This window comes from Sphingobium xenophagum (genome assembly GCF_031457465.1).
Lineage (GTDB): Bacteria > Pseudomonadota > Alphaproteobacteria > Sphingomonadales > Sphingomonadaceae > Sphingobium > Sphingobium xenophagum_A.
In genome coordinates this window covers 95570-112249 of sequence record NZ_JAVDWV010000010.1, presented here as the reverse complement: position 1 = coordinate 112249, position 16680 = coordinate 95570, and the positions used below count along the sequence as shown (strand labels likewise).

At 65.3% G+C, this 16680-nt stretch carries 14 protein-coding genes, 1 tRNA gene and 1 other RNA gene; 10 read left to right on the top strand and 6 right to left on the bottom strand.

The window, feature by feature from the left end; all coding sequences use genetic code 11:
• Nucleotides 1-20 precede the first annotated feature (20 nt).
• The 9 genes from ffs (at nt 21) to J2W40_RS12030 (ending at nt 7038) form a co-directional block, all read left to right on the top strand.
• Nucleotides 21-118, top strand: an RNA gene (ffs, locus tag J2W40_RS12070) — signal recognition particle sRNA small type.
• A gap of 51 nt (nt 119-169) precedes the next feature.
• Nucleotides 170-1780: a DNA polymerase III subunit gamma/tau gene (locus J2W40_RS12065; RefSeq protein WP_310225047.1), complete on the top strand. Its 1611-nt coding sequence runs from the start codon at nt 170-172 to the stop codon at nt 1778-1780.
• Complete coding sequence (locus J2W40_RS12060) at nt 1777-2100, top strand: YbaB/EbfC family nucleoid-associated protein (protein WP_037477519.1); 324 nt, start codon at nt 1777-1779, stop codon at nt 2098-2100. The genes J2W40_RS12065 and J2W40_RS12060 overlap by 4 nt, the downstream gene beginning before the upstream one ends.
• A 141-nt stretch (nt 2101-2241) precedes the next feature.
• Nucleotides 2242-4638: an endopeptidase La gene (gene lon / locus J2W40_RS12055; RefSeq protein ID WP_310225045.1), complete on the top strand. Its 2397-nt coding sequence runs from the start codon at nt 2242-2244 to the stop codon at nt 4636-4638.
• A 180-nt stretch (nt 4639-4818) separates the two neighbouring features.
• Nucleotides 4819-5091 (top strand): HU family DNA-binding protein, encoded by a 273-nt coding sequence (locus J2W40_RS12050; protein WP_037477523.1) that lies wholly within the window; start codon nt 4819-4821, stop codon nt 5089-5091.
• Nucleotides 5092-5313: 222 nt separating this feature from the next.
• A complete protein-coding gene (locus J2W40_RS12045) occupies nt 5314-5877 on the top strand; it encodes a septal ring lytic transglycosylase RlpA family protein (RefSeq protein WP_310225199.1) in 564 nt (187 codons plus the stop codon).
• A gap of 93 nt (nt 5878-5970) precedes the next feature.
• Nucleotides 5971-6047, top strand: a tRNA-His gene (locus tag J2W40_RS12040).
• A 90-nt stretch (nt 6048-6137) separates the two neighbouring features.
• Nucleotides 6138-6500, top strand: a complete 363-nt coding sequence (gene hisI, locus J2W40_RS12035; protein WP_310225042.1) for a phosphoribosyl-AMP cyclohydrolase — start codon at nt 6138-6140, stop codon at nt 6498-6500.
• Nucleotides 6501-6507: 7 nt separating this feature from the next.
• Nucleotides 6508-7038, top strand: a complete 531-nt coding sequence (locus J2W40_RS12030; RefSeq protein ID WP_310225041.1) for a hypothetical protein — start codon at nt 6508-6510, stop codon at nt 7036-7038.
• A gap of 14 nt (nt 7039-7052) precedes the next feature.
• Here J2W40_RS12030 and J2W40_RS12025 read toward each other — a convergent pair whose 3' ends face one another.
• The 6 genes from J2W40_RS12025 to J2W40_RS12000 form a co-directional block, all read right to left on the bottom strand.
• Nucleotides 7053-7673 carry a YitT family protein gene (locus J2W40_RS12025; protein ID WP_310225039.1) on the bottom strand — a complete coding sequence of 207 codons (621 nt, stop codon included), beginning with the start codon at nt 7671-7673 and terminating at the stop codon, nt 7053-7055.
• Between the two features lie 88 nt (nt 7674-7761).
• Nucleotides 7762-8901: an aspartyl/asparaginyl beta-hydroxylase domain-containing protein gene (locus J2W40_RS12020; protein WP_310225037.1), complete on the bottom strand. Its 1140-nt coding sequence runs from the start codon at nt 8899-8901 to the stop codon at nt 7762-7764.
• Nucleotides 8902-8941: 40 nt separating this feature from the next.
• Nucleotides 8942-10138: an MFS transporter gene (locus J2W40_RS12015; protein WP_310225035.1), complete on the bottom strand. Its 1197-nt coding sequence runs from the start codon at nt 10136-10138 to the stop codon at nt 8942-8944.
• A 152-nt stretch (nt 10139-10290) separates the two neighbouring features.
• A complete protein-coding gene (locus J2W40_RS12010; RefSeq protein ID WP_310225197.1) occupies nt 10291-10977 on the bottom strand; it encodes a L,D-transpeptidase family protein in 687 nt (228 codons plus the stop codon).
• A 163-nt stretch (nt 10978-11140) separates the two neighbouring features.
• Nucleotides 11141-13408 carry an NADP-dependent malic enzyme gene (locus J2W40_RS12005; protein ID WP_310225033.1) on the bottom strand — a complete coding sequence of 756 codons (2268 nt, stop codon included), beginning with the start codon at nt 13406-13408 and terminating at the stop codon, nt 11141-11143.
• 10 nt (nt 13409-13418) lie between these two features.
• A complete protein-coding gene (locus J2W40_RS12000) occupies nt 13419-14342 on the bottom strand; it encodes a LysR family transcriptional regulator (protein ID WP_310225031.1) in 924 nt (307 codons plus the stop codon).
• A gap of 106 nt (nt 14343-14448) precedes the next feature.
• Here J2W40_RS12000 and J2W40_RS11995 point away from each other — a divergent pair, with 106 nt between their 5' ends.
• Nucleotides 14449-16563: a malate synthase G gene (locus J2W40_RS11995; protein WP_310225029.1), complete on the top strand. Its 2115-nt coding sequence runs from the start codon at nt 14449-14451 to the stop codon at nt 16561-16563.
• The last annotated feature ends 117 nt before the right edge of the window (nt 16564-16680 follow it).

Here is a 16680-nt window from a genome sequence, read left to right as displayed (position 1 = left end):
CACCCTTTCGCCATATGCGCCGCGGGAGTCGGGCGGACGTGATCGTCGCGAACCGGGTCAGGTCCTGACGGAAGCAGCCACAGTGATTTCGTCACGGGTCGTTCCGGCTCCCACCTTCCAGCCATCATCCCGCTTCGACAATGGCGGCCCGAACGGCTAGACCACACCAATGTCCGATTCCCCGCAGCCCTATCGCGTCCTCGCGCGCAAATATCGACCGCGCAGTTTTCATGAACTGATCGGGCAGGATGCGATGGTCCAGACGCTGGGCAATGCGATCCGGCGCGGGCGGCTGGCCCATGCCTTTTTGATGACGGGCGTGCGCGGGGTCGGCAAGACATCGACCGCGCGGCTGATCGCGAAGGCGCTCAACTGCATCGGTGCGGACGGGCAGGGCGGGCCGACGATCGACCCTTGCGGCGTGTGCGAACCCTGCACCGCGATTGCCGAGGGGCGGCATATCGACGTGGTCGAGATGGATGCGGCCAGCCATACCGGCGTGGATGACGTGCGCGAGATTATCGAGGCGGTGCGCTATGCCGCCGTCTCCGCGCGCTACAAAATCTACATCATCGACGAAGTGCATATGCTCTCCAAAAACGCCTTCAACGCGCTGTTGAAGACGCTGGAGGAGCCGCCCGCTCATGTGAAATTCCTGTTCGCGACGACCGAAGTGAACAAGGTGCCGGTCACCGTGCTGTCGCGTTGCCAGCGGTTCGACCTGCGGCGCATTCCGGCCGACCTGCTGGCCAGCCATTTCGCCCATGTGGTGGAGGCTGAACAGGTCGCGGCCGAACCGGATGCGCTATCGCTGATCGCGCAGGCGGCCGAAGGGTCGGCGCGCGATGGCCTCTCCATCCTCGATCAGGCGATCGCCCATGCGGAGATGGGGGAGGGCGAGCCGGTCGTGACGGCGGCGCAGGTGCGCGACATGCTGGGTCTGTCCGATCGCGGTGCGGTGCGTCGTTTGTTGGGACTGTTGCTGGCGGGCGATACCGCTGCGCTGCTGGTGGCGGTGCGCGATCAATATGCGCTGGGTGTCGAGCCGCTGGCGCTGATGCGCGGGCTGATGGAATTGGTCCATGCGGTGACGCTGGTGAAGGCAGGGCGTGATATTGCCAGCCCCGGCCAGTCCGCCGAAGAGCGCGACGCGCTGGCGGACTGGGCTTCTCAGATCGGCTTCGCCCCCTTGCATCGGCTGTGGCAATTGCTGGTCAAGGGCCATGACGAAGTGGCGAGCGCGGTGCTGCCGATCGAAAGCTGCGAAATGGCGCTGCTGCGGGTGATGCATGCCGCGACCATGCCCGATCCGGGCGAGATTGCGCGGATGCTGCGCGAGGGCGGGCCTCTCGCTGCGGCGGCACCGGGCGCGGTGGCCGCAACGACGGGCGCTGGCCCTGCCGCGCAATTGCCAGCCACCTTCCCCGATTTGATCGAGGCTTTCTGGCAGCGGGGCAAGGGGCAGTTGGCGCAGGAACTGCACGATAGCGTCGCGCTGGTACGTTACGCGCCGCCTGAAATCGACTATCGGGCGGCGCCCTCGCTATCGGCGGATTTCGCTGCGCGGATCGTGCCTGCGCTCAAGGAGGTGACGGGCGTCGCCTGGCGCGTCGCGCAGAGCGATGGCGAGGCGCAGCCGACCCTGTTGGCGCAGGAGCAGGCCGCGCAGGCCAATGCCCGCGCCACTATTCTCGAAACCCCGGTGGTGAAGGCGGCGATGGCGGCCTTTCCCGATGCGGAGCTGGACGACCGGCTCGAACAATGGAGTGTAGGACAATGAAGGATCTGAACGAAATCCTGGGCATGGCGAGCCGTGTGCAGGAAGAATTGCAGCGCGCGCAGGATAATCTCGACAAGCTGGAGGTTGAAGGCGCGGCTGGCGGTGGGCTGGTCAAGGTCAAGGCGTCGGCCAAGGGCCGCATCCTGGGCGTGTCGATCGACGACAGCCTGCTGGCCCCGTCGGAAAAGCAGATGCTCGAAGACCTGGTCACCGCCGCGTTCAACGACGCGCGCAAGAAGGCGGACGAGGTCAGCAATGCCGAAATGGGCAAGATGACGGCTGGCCTGCCCTTGCCTCCCGGCTTCAAACTGCCGTTCTGAGCGCGGATGTGCGCGAAGAGCCCTATAATAACCCTGGGTTCATCGTGACCGCATTATGACATCCCCTGATTGATTGACGCGATAGGCATCCCCATAAAGGCGATGAACCGTAGGACAGGCCCCATTTGGCCCGGAGTGTGAATGACTGTGCAATATCCCCTTCTGCCGCTGCGTGACATCGTCGTCTTTCCGCAGATGATCGTCCCGCTCTTCGTCGGTCGCGACAAGAGCGTCTCCGCGCTGGAAGCGGCGATGGAGGGCAATAAGGAAATCTTCCTGGTGTCGCAGCTCGACCCGGCCGAGGATGATCCGGGTCAGGATTCGCTCTATGATACGGGCGTCGTCGCGGTGGTGTTGCAATTGCTCAAGCTGCCCGATGGCACGGTCCGCGTGCTGGTAGAAGGCAAGCATCGTGCGCGGCTGACGCAGATGGCGGAGACGGGCACGCATCTGGTCGCCGATGTCGAAGCGATCGAGGATGTTGCCGCCGAAGGGCCGGAAGCCGCCGCGCTGATGCGCTCGGTCGCCGAACAGTTCGAGAATTACGCCAAGCTCAACAAGAAGCTGCCCGCCGAAACGCCGGTGCAGTTGCGCGAGATCGAGGATGCCGGGCGGTTGGCCGATGCCGTGTCCGCCAACATCAACGTCAAGGTATCCGACAAGCAATCGCTGCTGGTTGAGGCTGATCCGGTCAAGCGGCTGGAGATGGTGTTCGCTTTCATGGAAGGCGAACTGGGTGTCTTGCAGGTCGAAAAGAAGATCCGTGGCCGCGTGAAGCGCCAGATGGAAAAGACTCAGCGCGAATATTATCTCAACGAGCAGCTAAAGGCGATCCAGCGCGAGTTGGGCAATGGCGAAGGTGAGGAAGGCGACGAACTGGCCGAACTGGCCGAGAAGATCGCCAAGACTAAGCTCAGCAAGGAAGCGCGGGCGAAAGCCACCGCCGAGTTGAAGAAGCTTAAGGGCATGCAGCCCATGTCGGCCGAAGCGACCGTGGTGCGCAACTATCTCGACGTGCTGCTGGGCTTGCCCTGGGGCAAGAAGGGCAAGGTCAAGAACGACCTCAAACGCGCGCAGGATGTCCTCGACGAGGATCATTTCGCGCTCGACAAGGTCAAGGACCGGATCATCGAATATCTGGCGGTGCAGGCGCGCACCAACAAACTGAAAGGCCCGATCCTGTGCCTCGTCGGCCCGCCGGGCGTGGGCAAGACCTCGCTTGGCCGTTCGATCGCCAAGGCGACGGGGCGCGAGTTCGTGCGCCAGTCGCTGGGCGGCGTGCGCGACGAGGCGGAAATTCGTGGCCACCGCCGCACCTATATCGGCTCGCTGCCGGGCAAGATCGTCACGAATTTGAAGAAGGCGGGGACGATGAACCCGCTGTTCCTGCTCGACGAGATCGACAAGCTGGGCCAGGATTTCCGGGGCGATCCGGCATCCGCGCTGCTCGAAGTGCTGGACCCCGAACAGAATAGCAAGTTCCAGGACCATTATCTGGAGATCGACGTCGATCTTTCGGACATCATGTTCGTGACGACCGCTAACTCCTTGAATTTGCCGCAAGCCTTGCTTGACCGGATGGAGATCATCCGGCTGGAAGGCTATACCGAGGACGAGAAGGTCGAGATCGCCCAGCGACATTTGATCGCCAAGCAGATCGACGCCCACGGCCTGAAGGAAGGCGAGTTCGAGGTCACTGAGGCGGCCGTTCGCGACCTCATCCGCTACTATACCCGCGAGGCAGGGGTCCGCACGCTGGAGCGCGAAGTCGCGCGGCTGGCGCGCAAGGCGCTGCGCAAGATCCTTGAAGGCGTCTATGACAAGGTCGTCATCACGCCGGAGACGCTGGCCGACTATGCCGGGGTGCGCAAATTCCGCCATGGCGTGGGCGAGGAGGAGCATCAGATCGGCGCGGTCACGGGCCTCGCCTGGACCGAAGTCGGCGGCGAACTGCTGACGATCGAGGCGGTCACCGTGCCCGGCAAGGGCATGATCAAGACGACCGGCAAGCTCGGCGACGTGATGACCGAGTCGATTCAGGCCGCCTTCTCCTATGTGAAGGCGCGCTCGCCCGGTTACGGCATCAAGCCCAGCATCTTCAACCGCAAGGATATCCACATCCATCTGCCCGAAGGCGCAGTGCCCAAGGATGGGCCGTCGGCGGGCATCGGCATGGTCACCTGCATCGTGTCGACGCTGACCGGCATCCCGGTGCATAAGGATGTCGCGATGACGGGCGAAGTGACATTGCGTGGTCGCGTTCTGCCGATCGGCGGCTTGAAGGAAAAGCTGCTGGCGGCGCTGCGCGGTGGCATCAAGACGGTGCTGATCCCGCAGGAAAATGAGAAAGACCTGGCGGAAATTCCGGCCAATATCCGCGACGGGCTGGAGATCGTGCCCGTCAGTCATGTGGACGAAGTGCTGGCGCGCGCCTTGATGTCGGTGCCCGAAGCCATCGCCTGGACCGAAGAGGATGACCTGGCCGCGCAGCCGAGCAATGTTCCGGGGCGCGACGGGGACGCGACGCTGCGGCATTGATCGACTGGCCGGTAGGGCAAAAGCGACGGGTTTCCGGCCTTTTCATGCTGCATTGCGAAATTTCACGCAATCGGCTAACTTCGTCGCTTTCTCTTTGACAGCCGCTGAAAGCTGCGCCTTATTGCCGCCCCTACGCCGCGATTCCTATACTAACCAACAGCACCAGGGGGTTCCCAAGGCATGAACAAGCAGGATCTGATCAGCGCGGTTGCCGAGAGCAGCGGCCTTACGAAAAATGACGCGACCAAGGCTGTGGAAGGCGTGTTCGATGCCATCACCGGCGCGCTAAAAAAGGGCGACGAAGTGCGCCTGGTCGGCTTTGGCACTTTCTCTGTCACCCAGCGCAAGGCATCGACCGGCCGCAACCCGCGCACCGGCGAAACGATGACCATCAAGGCATCGACCCAACCCAAGTTCAAGGCCGGCAAGGGCCTCAAGGATTCGGTCAACTGACGGTCCGGGCATCTGCCTGTCGTGCAGGTGCCCGCGTCGAACGACCATGAAGGTGTCGCGGCCTGAAATGTCCAGATAAGTAAGCGACTGCGGGGATTGACCCGTGTGCGCTGAGTGGAAGGCAAAAGGGTGGACGCTGGTACAGCGCCCACCCTTCTTCTTTTGGCGCGGGGGCGATGCTCGACGGGATCTGCCGGACAGTTTAGGGAAGCGGGCATGTGGATGAGACGATATGCTGCGTCTTGCGGCGCGGGCGCGGCGGCGCTGTTGCTGTCGGCCTGTGGTGGTGGTCAATATCGCCCGGTAAGCGATGTGCCGGTCAGGATCGGCCCGCCCTATGTGGTGCGTGGCGTCACTTATACGCCTGCGGCTGATCCGGGCTATGACATGCTGGGCTATGCCAGCTGGTATGGGTCGGAATCGGGCAATCGCACCGCCAATGGCGAACGCTTCCGCGCGGGCTGGGTGACCGCCGCGCATACCAGCCTGCCGCTGCCCAGCTATGTCGAGGTGACGGCGCTGAACACCGGGCGCACCATCGTCGTGCGGGTCAATGATCGCGGGCCTTTTTCCGGGCGTGGGCGGGTGATCGACCTGTCGCGGGGCGCGGCGGAGCAATTGGGCGTCCGGGCGCAGGGGCATGTGCCGGTGCGGGTGCGGCGGGTCGATCCGCCCGAAAAGGATCGCGCCCGGCTGCGCAAGGGCAACGCGGCAGCGGCGCGCCCCTCCGTACCCGAAGCCACGCTGCGCAAATTGCGCGCCCAGTTGAACACGGCGGGGCTGTAAGCGGCGGAAAGCGCCGATCGCGGCATTTGCCTGCTTGACGGGGCGGGATGAGCCGCATATGTGCCCACATCTCGCGGGCCTTCTGGCCCCATGGCGATCGTAGCTCAGTTGGTTAGAGCGCCGGTTTGTGGTACCGGAGGTCGGGGGTTCAAGACCCCTCGATCGCCCCATTTTTCCTTCTCGTGCCTGTTCCCAGCATAATTGCCGGGCAGGCGGGAAGGGGCTTCGCAGCATCGCGATTGCGCCCTATAGCCCCCGGCATGACCGATGCGCGCGACAAGGGGCTGACCCTCAATCCCAAATATGACGACCATGGCCTGATTACGGCGGTGGTGACCGATGTGGACAGCGGCGAGGTGCTGATGGTCGCGCATATGAACGCGCAGGCGCTGGCCCTGACGGTCGAGACGGGCTTGGCCCATTTCTGGTCGCGCAGTCGGCAGGCGCTGTGGAAGAAGGGCGAAACGTCGGGCAATATGCTCGCGGTGCGCGACATCCGCATTGATTGCGATCAGGATGCTGTTTGGGTGAAGGCGGTCCCTGCCGGGCCGACCTGCCACACCGGCGCGCGCTCCTGCTTCTTCCGCCGGGTCGGGCGCGATGGCCTGAGCCTGGTCGATTAGGGCGTCGATGCGGCGATCCGGTCTTGCTCTGTGTCTGATGCTGGCGGCGTGCCAGCCTGCCGCCGTTTCCAACGACATGGCTGCCGAGGCGGGCGGCCTGCCAGCGTCCGGGCTGGAGCGCGCCGCAATCGAAAGTGGCGTCATCACCGATGCCGCCAAGATTTCCCCTGTCGGCCTGTTTCAGCGCCGCCACGAAGCCGGGCGCGATGCGCTGTGCATCATTCCTGCTGCCAACGGAACGCTGCGCTTCGGGTTGGAAGCGAATTTTGGCGAGCAACTGGCGTGCCGGGGCAATGGAACGGTCCGGCGCGCGGGGGAAAAACTGATCCTGCGCTTTGCAGGCGGCGATCGCTGCATCATCGTCGCCCAATATGATGGCGATCAGGTCGCCTTGCCGGGTGTCGTGGATCTGGCTTGCGGGCGGCTATGCGACGGACGCGGCACGCTGGAAGGGGTCAGCTTCCCCCGGATCGCGGGCGACGCAGCAACGGCCCTGCGCGCGCGCGGGCCGGGTGGCCAGCCGCTCTGCAAAAGCTGAACGCACCGGCAGGATCAATGGCCGATATAGCGGCCCGGCCGGTGATTGACGATCAGCACGGCATTGATCGCCGCCGCTGACAGGATCGACAGCGCAAAGCGATCGGCGCTCAGCAGCGGTAATGATGCGAGCAGGATGATGGCATCGCCGATCATCTGGGTACGGCCCGCATTCCATCCGCGTGTCTTTTGCAAAGTGAGCGCGATAACGCCCAACCCGCCGACACCCGCGCCGTGGCGGGCAATGGCGAGAATACCGAAACCGATGATCGACCCGCCGAACAGGGCGGCGAAGAGCGGGCTGACCCGCGCCAGTTCCAAGGCCAGCGGCATCATCGTGCCCAGCCCCATGATGGCGATATTGGCGAACAGCGTCTTGAGACCGAAGGCCGCGCCCATCGCCCGCCCGGCGAACAGGAAGAAGGGAATGTTGATCAGCAGGAACAGCGTCGCTGGCGACCAATGGATCAGATAGGAGAGCAGCAGCGCAATGCCCGCCATGCCGCCGGTCACCAGATTGGCCTGTTTCAGCAGCATCAGCCCCATGGCGATGAAGGCGCAGCCCAGCGCAATGGCATAGCCATCTTCGGCCAGATTATGCGGGCGGGGGGCAGGGAAGGCGTGCGTAGGAGTCATGGCATGTCCGTCAAGCGTTACGCCCCGGTCATCCTCTTGCCCTGCCGCTGCTCATACAGCGGACGCGCGCCACTGCAAGAGGGGGCGCCTATCCGCCGGTGTCGATCTGCGCCGGGCCGAACTGGTCGATCGCCTGGAACAGCAGCGTCAGCGCGGCGCGTTCCTCCACCGCGATCTCCGGCCGCCACACTTCGAACAACAGGATGACGCGGGTGTCGGCGCTGCGGTTCCAGGCTTCATGTTCGATACTGTCGTCGAAGATCAGCATCTCGCCCCGGTGCCACGCCCGCGTTTCCGCGCCGACGCGCAGCGCGCAATCAGGGGGCGTCAGCAGCGGCAGGTGGCAGATGAGCCGCGTGTTGAGCAGGCCATGATGGGGCGCAATATGGGTGCCGGGCTTGAGCAGCGACCATAGCGCCATCGGCGATCGCCCTTCGATCACCGGCATCGGCGTATGGTCGAGTGCGGCCATGACGGCCGGGCAACGCGCGGCATGGTCCGGCACCGGCGCGCCGCTCTGCCAGAAATAATAGGCACCCCAACTGGGGTCGTCGCGCAATTTGTTGTTGGGCGCGGGGCGCGCCTTCGATGTCTGGACATAGGGCGCGAAGTCGGGCGCGCCCGCACGTACCGCCGCCAGTTCAGCGACGATCGCGTCGGTCATCGCCTCCATCGGCGCGACCCAGTCGAACTCGCTGCGCTCGTAAAAGGCGCGCTGGGGCAGGCCGGGGAAATAGAACATGCTGGGCTGCTGCAGGAATATTGCGCGCTTGCCGAGCAACAGGTCGGTGGCGAGCGCGATGCGGGGCAGGGAAGGCAGGTCGCGAATCGCGGCGGTCAGATGATCCTCGAAACGCTGGCTCGATTGGGCGATGGCGTCTTGTGCCTGTTGCAGCAGCGGTTGCAGTTGCGGCGGCGCGCCATGGGCCGCCGCTTGCGCCAGCGCGGTGCGTCGCCAGCTGATCGCGCCGCGATCATCACCGCGCGCCTGCGCATTATGGCCCATGGCGAGTAGGGCGGGGAGGTTGCGCGGATCGCCCGCCAGGATCGAGCGCAGCGCCTCCGCCTCGCCATCCCGGTCGCCCAGCCGGTTGCAGACCTGCGCCAGCAGCATCGGCGGCGGGGCGGCCATCTGCGCCAGCGTCGCGCGCGCCTTGGCCGCATCGCCCCCGCGCAGCGCCGCCAATGCGGCCTGGGCCAGCGCCTCTTCTCTTGCCTGATCGCTCATGCGCCTGCCTTATCGGGGACAAGCGCTGCGGCAAAGCGGCTTATTCGGCCGGAACCGCGATCATCCGAGTGGTCCGCTGTTGCAGGGCGATCGACAGGAGGAAGACGGCGAGGCCACCGAGCGCCAGCGCGGCACCGATCCAGCCCGTCGAGGTCAGGCCATAGCCCGCCGCGATCGCCATGCCGCCAAGCCAGGGGCCAAGCGCATTGGCGACGTTGAAGGCGCTATGGTGCAGTGCCGCCGCGAGCGTCTGCGCATCGCCCGATACGTCCATCAACCGCGCCTGCAACGGCGTGCCAAGGCCACCGCCCGCGCCGATCAGGAAGATGATGAGGCTGAGCGTCCAGATATTGCCCGCCATCAGCGGGAATAGGGCGAGGGCGCCCGCGCTCCACAACAGCACGAGGATGACGGTGCGGTTGAGCGCCCGGTCGGCCATCCACGCAGCGACGAGGTTGCCGATCGTCATGCCGACGCCGAAGATCATCAGGATCACCGGCACCCAGACTTCGGACACCCCGGTCACTTCGATCATGGTGGAGGCGACATAGGTGTAGACCGCGAACAGCCCGCCAAAACCGATCGCGCCGGTCAGCAGCGTCAGCCAGACCTGTGGCTTGGCGAGCGCGGTCAGTTCGCGCGCGGCGCTCGCCTTGGGATCGCCCGCGTCGCGTGGGGCGTAGAGCGCCACCAGCGTCATCGTCGCGATGGCGAGCGCGGTGACCACGAAAAAGCCAGACCGCCAGCCCAGCGCCTGCCCCATCCAATTGGCGACGGGGACGCCCAGCACCGTGGCGATGGTCAGGCCCGACATGACCCTTGCGATCGCCTGGGTGCGCCTTTCGATCGGCACCAGCTTGGCCGCCACCAAAGCGGCGACGCCGAAATAGGCCCCATGCGGCACGCCGCTCAGAAAGCGGAAGGCGAGCATCCAGCCATAGCTTGGCGACAGCGCGGACAGGCCATTGCCGATCGCGAACAAGGCCATCAGGCCGATCAGCAAATGACGGCGCGGCAGGCGCGCGCCGAAGGCGGCGATCACCGGCGCGCCCGCAACGACGCCCAAAGCATAGGCACTGATCGCATGGCCAGCGGTCGGCACGTCGATGCCCAGGTCACGCGCGAAGAAGGGCAGCAGGCTCATCGCCGCAAATTCGGTGGTCCCGATCGCGAAAGCGCCAACGGCGAGCGCGAAAAGGACGAGCGCGGGTTGCGCCTGGTGGGGGCGGGTGCCCATGACATGGCTCCATGCTGCAATGCAAAATAGCGGAAGCGCAGCAGATGGGCGTCATGACAACGCTGGTCAAGATCGCGGGTGCGTGAGTTTATTGCAAGTGCTGCGGCGCGCTACGCAACATGCGCCATCGTCGCGGGATGATGTCGCGGCGTTTACGCCCCGACCTGCGCCTTGCTGACGTCGAGCCGCTTGCCGTTGGTGATGACCACCACATCGCCCAATTTCGTCACGCCGAACAATTTTTGCGCGAAGGCGACGGGGACGCCGATGCAGCCATGGGTTGCCTTGCCCCATTGGACGTCGCTGCCATGGATCGCCACGCCGTCGCTGGTCAGGCGCAGCATATAAGGCATCGGCGCATTGTCATAGAGGTTGGAATAATGGTCGGCGTCCTTCTGCGTGATCGGGAAGGCTCCCAGCGGGCTGGGCTTGTCGGTCGCGCCATAGAGGATGACAGCCGCGCCAATCTCATAACCGGCGCGGAACACCGATAGCGTTTGCGCCCGCAGATCGACGGTGATGATGACGGGGCCGGTCGTCGGCGCGCCGCTTTCATCCCAGGCATAGTCGCCATGGCGGAACGGGCCGTCAATCTTGAGGACGCGCTTGACCGTCAGCGCGCGCGGATCAATTTCCATCGGCTGATCGCTGCGCCGTTCGACGGGCTTTGCGGGGGCAGGCGCGGGTGGTGCCTTCGCTATGGGCGCAGGCGGGGCGGGTTCTTCCGCTGCGGGGCGGTCGATCCAGCCGGACACAAGCAGGCCAATGCCCGCCAGCCCCGCGCCGATCGCAATCTTCGGACCAGCGCTTTTCGCCAATGCTTTGAGCAGAGCTGCCATATCATCCTCGAACAAATTCCTCCCCTGTAAGGGGAGGGGGACCACGAAGTGGTGGAGGGGTGTCACCCTATCGAGAGGGGGACACCCCTCCGTCAGGCTTCGCCTGCCACCTCCCCTACAGGGGAGGATCACTATCGCCCGTCATAGCGGCAAAAGGTTAAGCTCAGCCTTCGCGGGCGACTTCCGCCGCCGCGATGGCGGTGAGGTTGAGGATGCCGCGCGAGGTGACGCCGGGGGTCAGGACATGAATGGGCTTGGTCAGGCCCATCAGCATCGGCCCGACGGTAGGCGAACTGGATGAGGCGGACAGCGCGGTGAGCGTGATGTTCGCCGCATCCAGATTGGGCATGACCAGCAGATTGGCCGGGCCTTCGAAGCGCGAATCGGGGATCAGTTTCTCGCGCAGCGCCTGGCTCAAAGCCGCATCGGCGTGCATTTCGCCATCGACCGCCAGATCGGGCGCGGCCTGCCGCACCAGTTTGAGCGCGGCGCGCATCTTGCGCGCGCTGTCGCTATGCGAGGCACCGAAATTGGAGTGGGACAGCAGGGCGACGCGCGGGACCAGGCCGAAATGCTCCAGCTCGGTCGCCGCCAGCAGCGTCATTTCCGCAATCTGTTCGGGCGTCGGATTGGGCACCATATGGGTGTCGGTGATGAACAGCGCGCCCGCGTCGAGGATCAGCCCCGACAGCGCATAGACGCGATTGCGGCCCGGCACCCGGTCGATGATGCGCAGCGCATGTTCGACCTGGCCCCAATATTCCGAATTGCCGCCGATCAGCGCGGCATCGACATGGCCGAGGCGCAGCAGCATGGCGGCGGTAACGCTGGGGCGGCGATAGACATGGCGCAGCACTTCGGCGGCGGGCACGCCCCGGCGCGAGGCGACTTCGCGATAGCCCTCGACCAGTTGCGCCATGATCTCATGATCGGTTTCGGGGTCGATCACCTCGATATCGCGGCCCAGTTCGAAACGCAGGCCAAGGTCGGGCAGCTTCTTGTTCAAGATGCGGCGGCGCGCGATGATGGTCGGGCGGACGATGCCTTCGTCCAGCGCGTCCTGAATGGCGCGCAGCACGCGCTCATCCTCGCCCTCGCCATAGACGATGCGGCGTGCGCCACCGCGCGCGGCTTCGAACACTGGCAGCATCAACTGGCCGGAACGGGTATTCTGCCGCGTCAGGCGGCGGCGATACTCGTCCAGGTCGATCGGGCGGCGGGCGACGCCGCTGTCCATTGCCGCGCGCGCCACGGCGACCGCGATCTCGCCGATCAGGCGCGGGTCGAAGGGGGTGGGGATGATATAGTCGGGACCAAAGACCAGCCTGCGCCCGCCATAGGCCTGCGCCACGCTGTCATGCGCGGGCATGCGGGCAAGGCTGGCGATCGCGTCCGCCGCCGCGACCTTCATCGCTTCGTTGATCTGGGTCGCGCCGACATCCAGCGCGCCCCGGAAGATATAGGGGAAGCACAGGACGTTGTTGACCTGATTGGGATAGTCCGAGCGGCCGGTGGCGATGATCGCGTCGGGGCGCACTTCGCGCGCGGCTTCGGGGCGGATTTCGGGTTCGGGGTTGGCGAGCGCGAAGATCAACGGGTTGGGGGCCATCAATGGCAACCATTCGGGCTTCAACACGCCGGGCGCGGAGAGGCCGAGGAACAGATTGGCGCCCGGCAGCACGTCGGGCAGGGTGCGCGCGTTGGTGACGCGGGCATAGCGCGCCATGTTCGGCAACATGCCCTCGCGCCCCGAATGGATGACGCCATCCTTGTCGGTCATGGTGACATTGTCGACCGGCAGGCCCATCGACACGAGCAGATCGACGCAGGCGAGCGCGGCCGCGCCCGCGCCCGACGTGACCAGCTTGGCATCAGCCAGCGTCTTGCCCTGAATCACCAGCGCGTTGCGCACGGCGGCGGCGACGACGATGGCGGTGCCATGCTGATCGTCATGAAAGACCGGAATATTCATCCGTTCCTTCAACCGCGCCTCGATCGCAAAACATTCGGGTGCCTTGATATCTTCCAGGTTGATGCCGCCGAAGGTCGGCTCCATCAGCGCGACGGCTTCGATGAATTTTTCGGGGTCGGTGGTGTCGAGTTCGATGTCGAACACGTCGATGTCGGCGAATTTCTTGAAGAGGACCGCCTTGCCCTCCATCACCGGCTTGGACGCGAGCGCGCCGATCGCGCCCAGGCCAAGGACGGCGGTGCCGTTGGAGATGACCGCGACCAGATTGCCGCGCGCGGTATAATCGAGCGCCTTGTCGGGATCGGCGGCGATCTCCATGCAGGGGGCGGCGACGCCGGGCGAATAGGCCAGCGCGAGATCGCGCTGGTTGACCATGCGTTTGGTCGGCTCGATCCGCAGCTTCCCCGGCTGGGGAAAGCGGTGATAGTCGAGGGCGGCGCGGCGGGTATTATCGTCCATGCGATGGGCCTTAAGGGCTGCGTTCCGCAAGGGCAATGGTGGAACGCGCCCAGGGGGGCGTTGGCGCATATAGTCCGACAAGAAAATCGACGAAGGCGGTGATGGCGGCGGGCGGATTATGCTGTGGCAGTTGCACCGCGAACAGGCCGACATCCGCCGACCCTTCATGGTCCGGCACGATCTGCCGAACATCGCCGCGCGCCAGCGCGTCGCTAATGTCCCAGAGCGAGCGCAGGGCGATGCCGCCGCCTGCCAGCGCCAGTTCGCGCACCACTTCGCTGCTGTTGGTGCGGACATGGCTGCGGCCCTCGACCATCACCGCGCCTTTCGGGCCGACGAGGCGCCAGGGCATCTGGCCATCGGCGGCGAGCAGGCGATGGCTTTTGAGGTCGGCGAGGGTGGCGGGCGTGCCATAGCGGTCGAGATAGGCGGGCGCGGCGCACAGGATGCGGCGGTTGGTCGCCAGGCGTTGCGCGGCGAGGCCCGGCCCCGGATCGGCGGTGATGCGGATGGCAAGGTCCGCGCGGGTGTCGATCAGGTCGGCGAAATCGTCGGACAAGTTGATGGCGAGGTCGACGCGGGGATGGGCGTCCATGAAGCGCGGCAGCCAGGGCGCGAGATGCATGCGGCCGAAGGAAGTGGGCGCGGTGATGCGCAGCGGCCCCGCGACGATCGCCGACGTGCCCGACACGCGCCGCTCGGCTTCGTCTAGCGCCGCCAATATCCCGCGCAGATCGGCATGGAGCCGCTCGCCCGCCGGGGTCAGCGCCAGCCGCCGCGTGGTGCGGTGAACGAGGCGCGTGCCCAGCCGCTCCTCCAGCCGCGCGAGCCGCTTGGACATCATGGCGGGCGAGATGTGGAGGCGGCGACCGGCTGCGGCGAGGCCGCCTTCGTCCACGATCGCGACGAACAGTTCATGGTCGGGGTCCATCATATTCGTTCACCATAGGAATGACTATGTTCGCATAATAGTGAATATACGACATAATGGGAATGGTATATTCCAGTGTTCAATCACGGAACATGAGAAGGAACAGGCCATGACCGACCGCATGATCGACAAATCCGGGCTGAAGGTCGCGGCATCGCTCGCCGACTTCATCGACAAGCAGGCGCTGCCCGGCACCGGCATCGAACCCGCCGCCTTCTGGGCAGGGGCCGCGGATGTCTTCGCGCGCTTCACCCCGGACAATATCGCGCTGCTGGAAACCCGCGATGCGATGCAGGCGCAGATCGATGACTGGCACGAACAGCGCGCGGGCCAGCCGCATGACCCGCAGGCCTATCAGGCTTTCCTGCGCGACATCGGCTATCTGGTCCCCGAACCCGCGCCCTTCACCATCGGCAGCGAGAATGTCGATGATGAGGTTGCGCGGCTGGCCGGGCCGCAACTGGTCGTCCCTATTCTCAACGCCCGCTTCCTGCTCAACGCCGCCAATGCGCGCTGGGGTAGCCTGTACGACTCGCTGTACGGCACTGACGCCATTCCCGGCACGGCGGCGGACAAGGGCTATGATGCGGCGCGCGGCGCGCAGGTCATCGCCTGGGCCAAGGCGTTTCTGGACGATGCCATCCCGCTCGCCAGCGGGCGTTGGGCCGACCTTGCGAGCGACGAGATAATCCTTGCCGATCCGACCCAATATCTGGGCCGCAGCGAGAAGGGCCGCCTGTTCCGCCACAATGGCCTGCATATCGAAGTCGTTTTCGATAGCAGCCATCCGATCGGTGCGACCGACCCGGCGGGCATCGCCGACGTCATCCTCGAATCCGCGCTGACCGCCATTTGCGACCTGGAGGATTCGGTCGCGGCGGTCGACGCGGCGGACAAGGTTGTCGCCTATGCCAATTGGCTGGGCCTGATGAAGGGCGACCTGACCGAGACGTTCGAGAAGGGCGGCACGATGATGACCCGCGCTCTGAACCCCGACCGCGCCTACACCGGACCTGACGGCAGTGCCTTTACGCTGCCCGGCCGCAGCCTGTTGTTCGTCCGCAATGTCGGCCATTTGATGACGACGCCCGCCATCCTTCTGCCCGATGGGACGCAAGCGCCCGAAGGCATTCTCGACGGCATCGTCACCAGCCTGATCGCGCTGCACGACGTGGCGCGCGAAGGTGGCAACAGCCGCGCGGGCAGCGTCTATATCGTCAAGCCCAAAATGCACGGGCCGGATGAAGCGGCCTTCACCAACTGCCTGTTCGACGGCATCGAGGACATGCTGGGCATGGCGCGTCACACGCTCAAGGTCGGCGTCATGGATGAGGAGCGCCGCACCTCGGCCAATCTCGCCGCCTGCATTCATGCCGTGCGCGACCGCATCGTCTTCATCAACACCGGCTTCCTCGACCGCACCGGGGACGAGATGCATACGTCGATGCAGGCCGGGCCGATGATCCGCAAGGGCGAGATGAAGAGCAGCGACTGGATCACCGCCTATGAGGATCGCAATGTCCAGATCGGCCTCGCCTGCGGCCTGTCGGGTCGCGCGCAGATCGGCAAGGGCATGTGGGCCGCGCCGGATCGCATGGCTGACATGCTGGAACAGAAGATCGGCCATCCCAAGAGCGGAGCCAACACCGCCTGGGTGCCATCGCCCACCGCCGCGACGCTGCACGCGACCCATTATCATCGGTTCGATGTCTTTGCGCGGCAGGCGGAGCGCGGGGCGGAGGGCATCGCCCCACTCGAAAAGCTGCTGACCATCCCCGTCGCTACGGGGCGCAACTGGTCGGAAGAGGACATCCGCCAAGAACTGGACAATAATGCGCAGGGCATATTGGGCTATGTCGTCCGCTGGATCGACCAGGGGGTCGGCTGCTCGAAGGTGCCTGACATTCACGACATCGGCCTGATGGAGGACCGCGCGACGCTGCGCATTTCCTCGCAGCATATGGCCAACTGGCTGCTGCATGGTGTCTGCACCGGCGAACAGGTCGATGCCGCGCTCCGGCGCATGGCGGCCAAGGTCGATGCGCAGAATGCGGGCGATCCGCTCTACCAACCGATGAGCGGGCGCGAGGCGGAGAGCCTGGCGTTCCAGGCCGCCCGTGCGTTGGTTTTCGAGGGTGTCGCCCAGCCCAATGGCTATACCGAACCGCTGCTCCATGCCTATCGCGCGAAGCAGAAGGCGGGGGCGGCGTTGGAAGCGGCCTAACCCACGCCCGTTCGTTTCGAGCGAAGTCGAGAAACGCTTCTCGACACGCTCGAAGCGAACGGATGTTGTAGCTGCCCCGATGCTGCGTTAGCCCTGACCGCCACGCAGCATCGGAGC

Coding starts and splice junctions, on each gene's coding strand:
- J2W40_RS12065 (WP_310225047.1), top strand. CDS start 170: ATGTCCGATTCCCCGCAGCCCTATCGCGTCCTCGCGCGCAAATATCGA.
- J2W40_RS12060 (WP_037477519.1), top strand. CDS start 1,777: ATGAAGGATCTGAACGAAATCCTGGGCATGGCGAGCCGTGTGCAGGAA.
- lon (WP_310225045.1), top strand. CDS start 2,242: ATGACTGTGCAATATCCCCTTCTGCCGCTGCGTGACATCGTCGTCTTT.
- J2W40_RS12050 (WP_037477523.1), top strand. CDS start 4,819: ATGAACAAGCAGGATCTGATCAGCGCGGTTGCCGAGAGCAGCGGCCTT.
- J2W40_RS12045 (WP_310225199.1), top strand. CDS start 5,314: ATGAGACGATATGCTGCGTCTTGCGGCGCGGGCGCGGCGGCGCTGTTG.
- hisI (WP_310225042.1), top strand. CDS start 6,138: ATGACCGATGCGCGCGACAAGGGGCTGACCCTCAATCCCAAATATGAC.
- J2W40_RS12030 (WP_310225041.1), top strand. CDS start 6,508: ATGCGGCGATCCGGTCTTGCTCTGTGTCTGATGCTGGCGGCGTGCCAG.
- J2W40_RS12025 (WP_310225039.1), bottom strand. CDS start 7,673: ATGACTCCTACGCACGCCTTCCCTGCCCCCCGCCCGCATAATCTGGCC.
- J2W40_RS12020 (WP_310225037.1), bottom strand. CDS start 8,901: ATGAGCGATCAGGCAAGAGAAGAGGCGCTGGCCCAGGCCGCATTGGCG.
- J2W40_RS12015 (WP_310225035.1), bottom strand. CDS start 10,138: ATGGGCACCCGCCCCCACCAGGCGCAACCCGCGCTCGTCCTTTTCGCG.
- J2W40_RS12010 (WP_310225197.1), bottom strand. CDS start 10,977: ATGGCAGCTCTGCTCAAAGCATTGGCGAAAAGCGCTGGTCCGAAGATT.
- J2W40_RS12005 (WP_310225033.1), bottom strand. CDS start 13,408: ATGGACGATAATACCCGCCGCGCCGCCCTCGACTATCACCGCTTTCCC.
- J2W40_RS12000 (WP_310225031.1), bottom strand. CDS start 14,342: ATGATGGACCCCGACCATGAACTGTTCGTCGCGATCGTGGACGAAGGC.
- J2W40_RS11995 (WP_310225029.1), top strand. CDS start 14,449: ATGACCGACCGCATGATCGACAAATCCGGGCTGAAGGTCGCGGCATCG.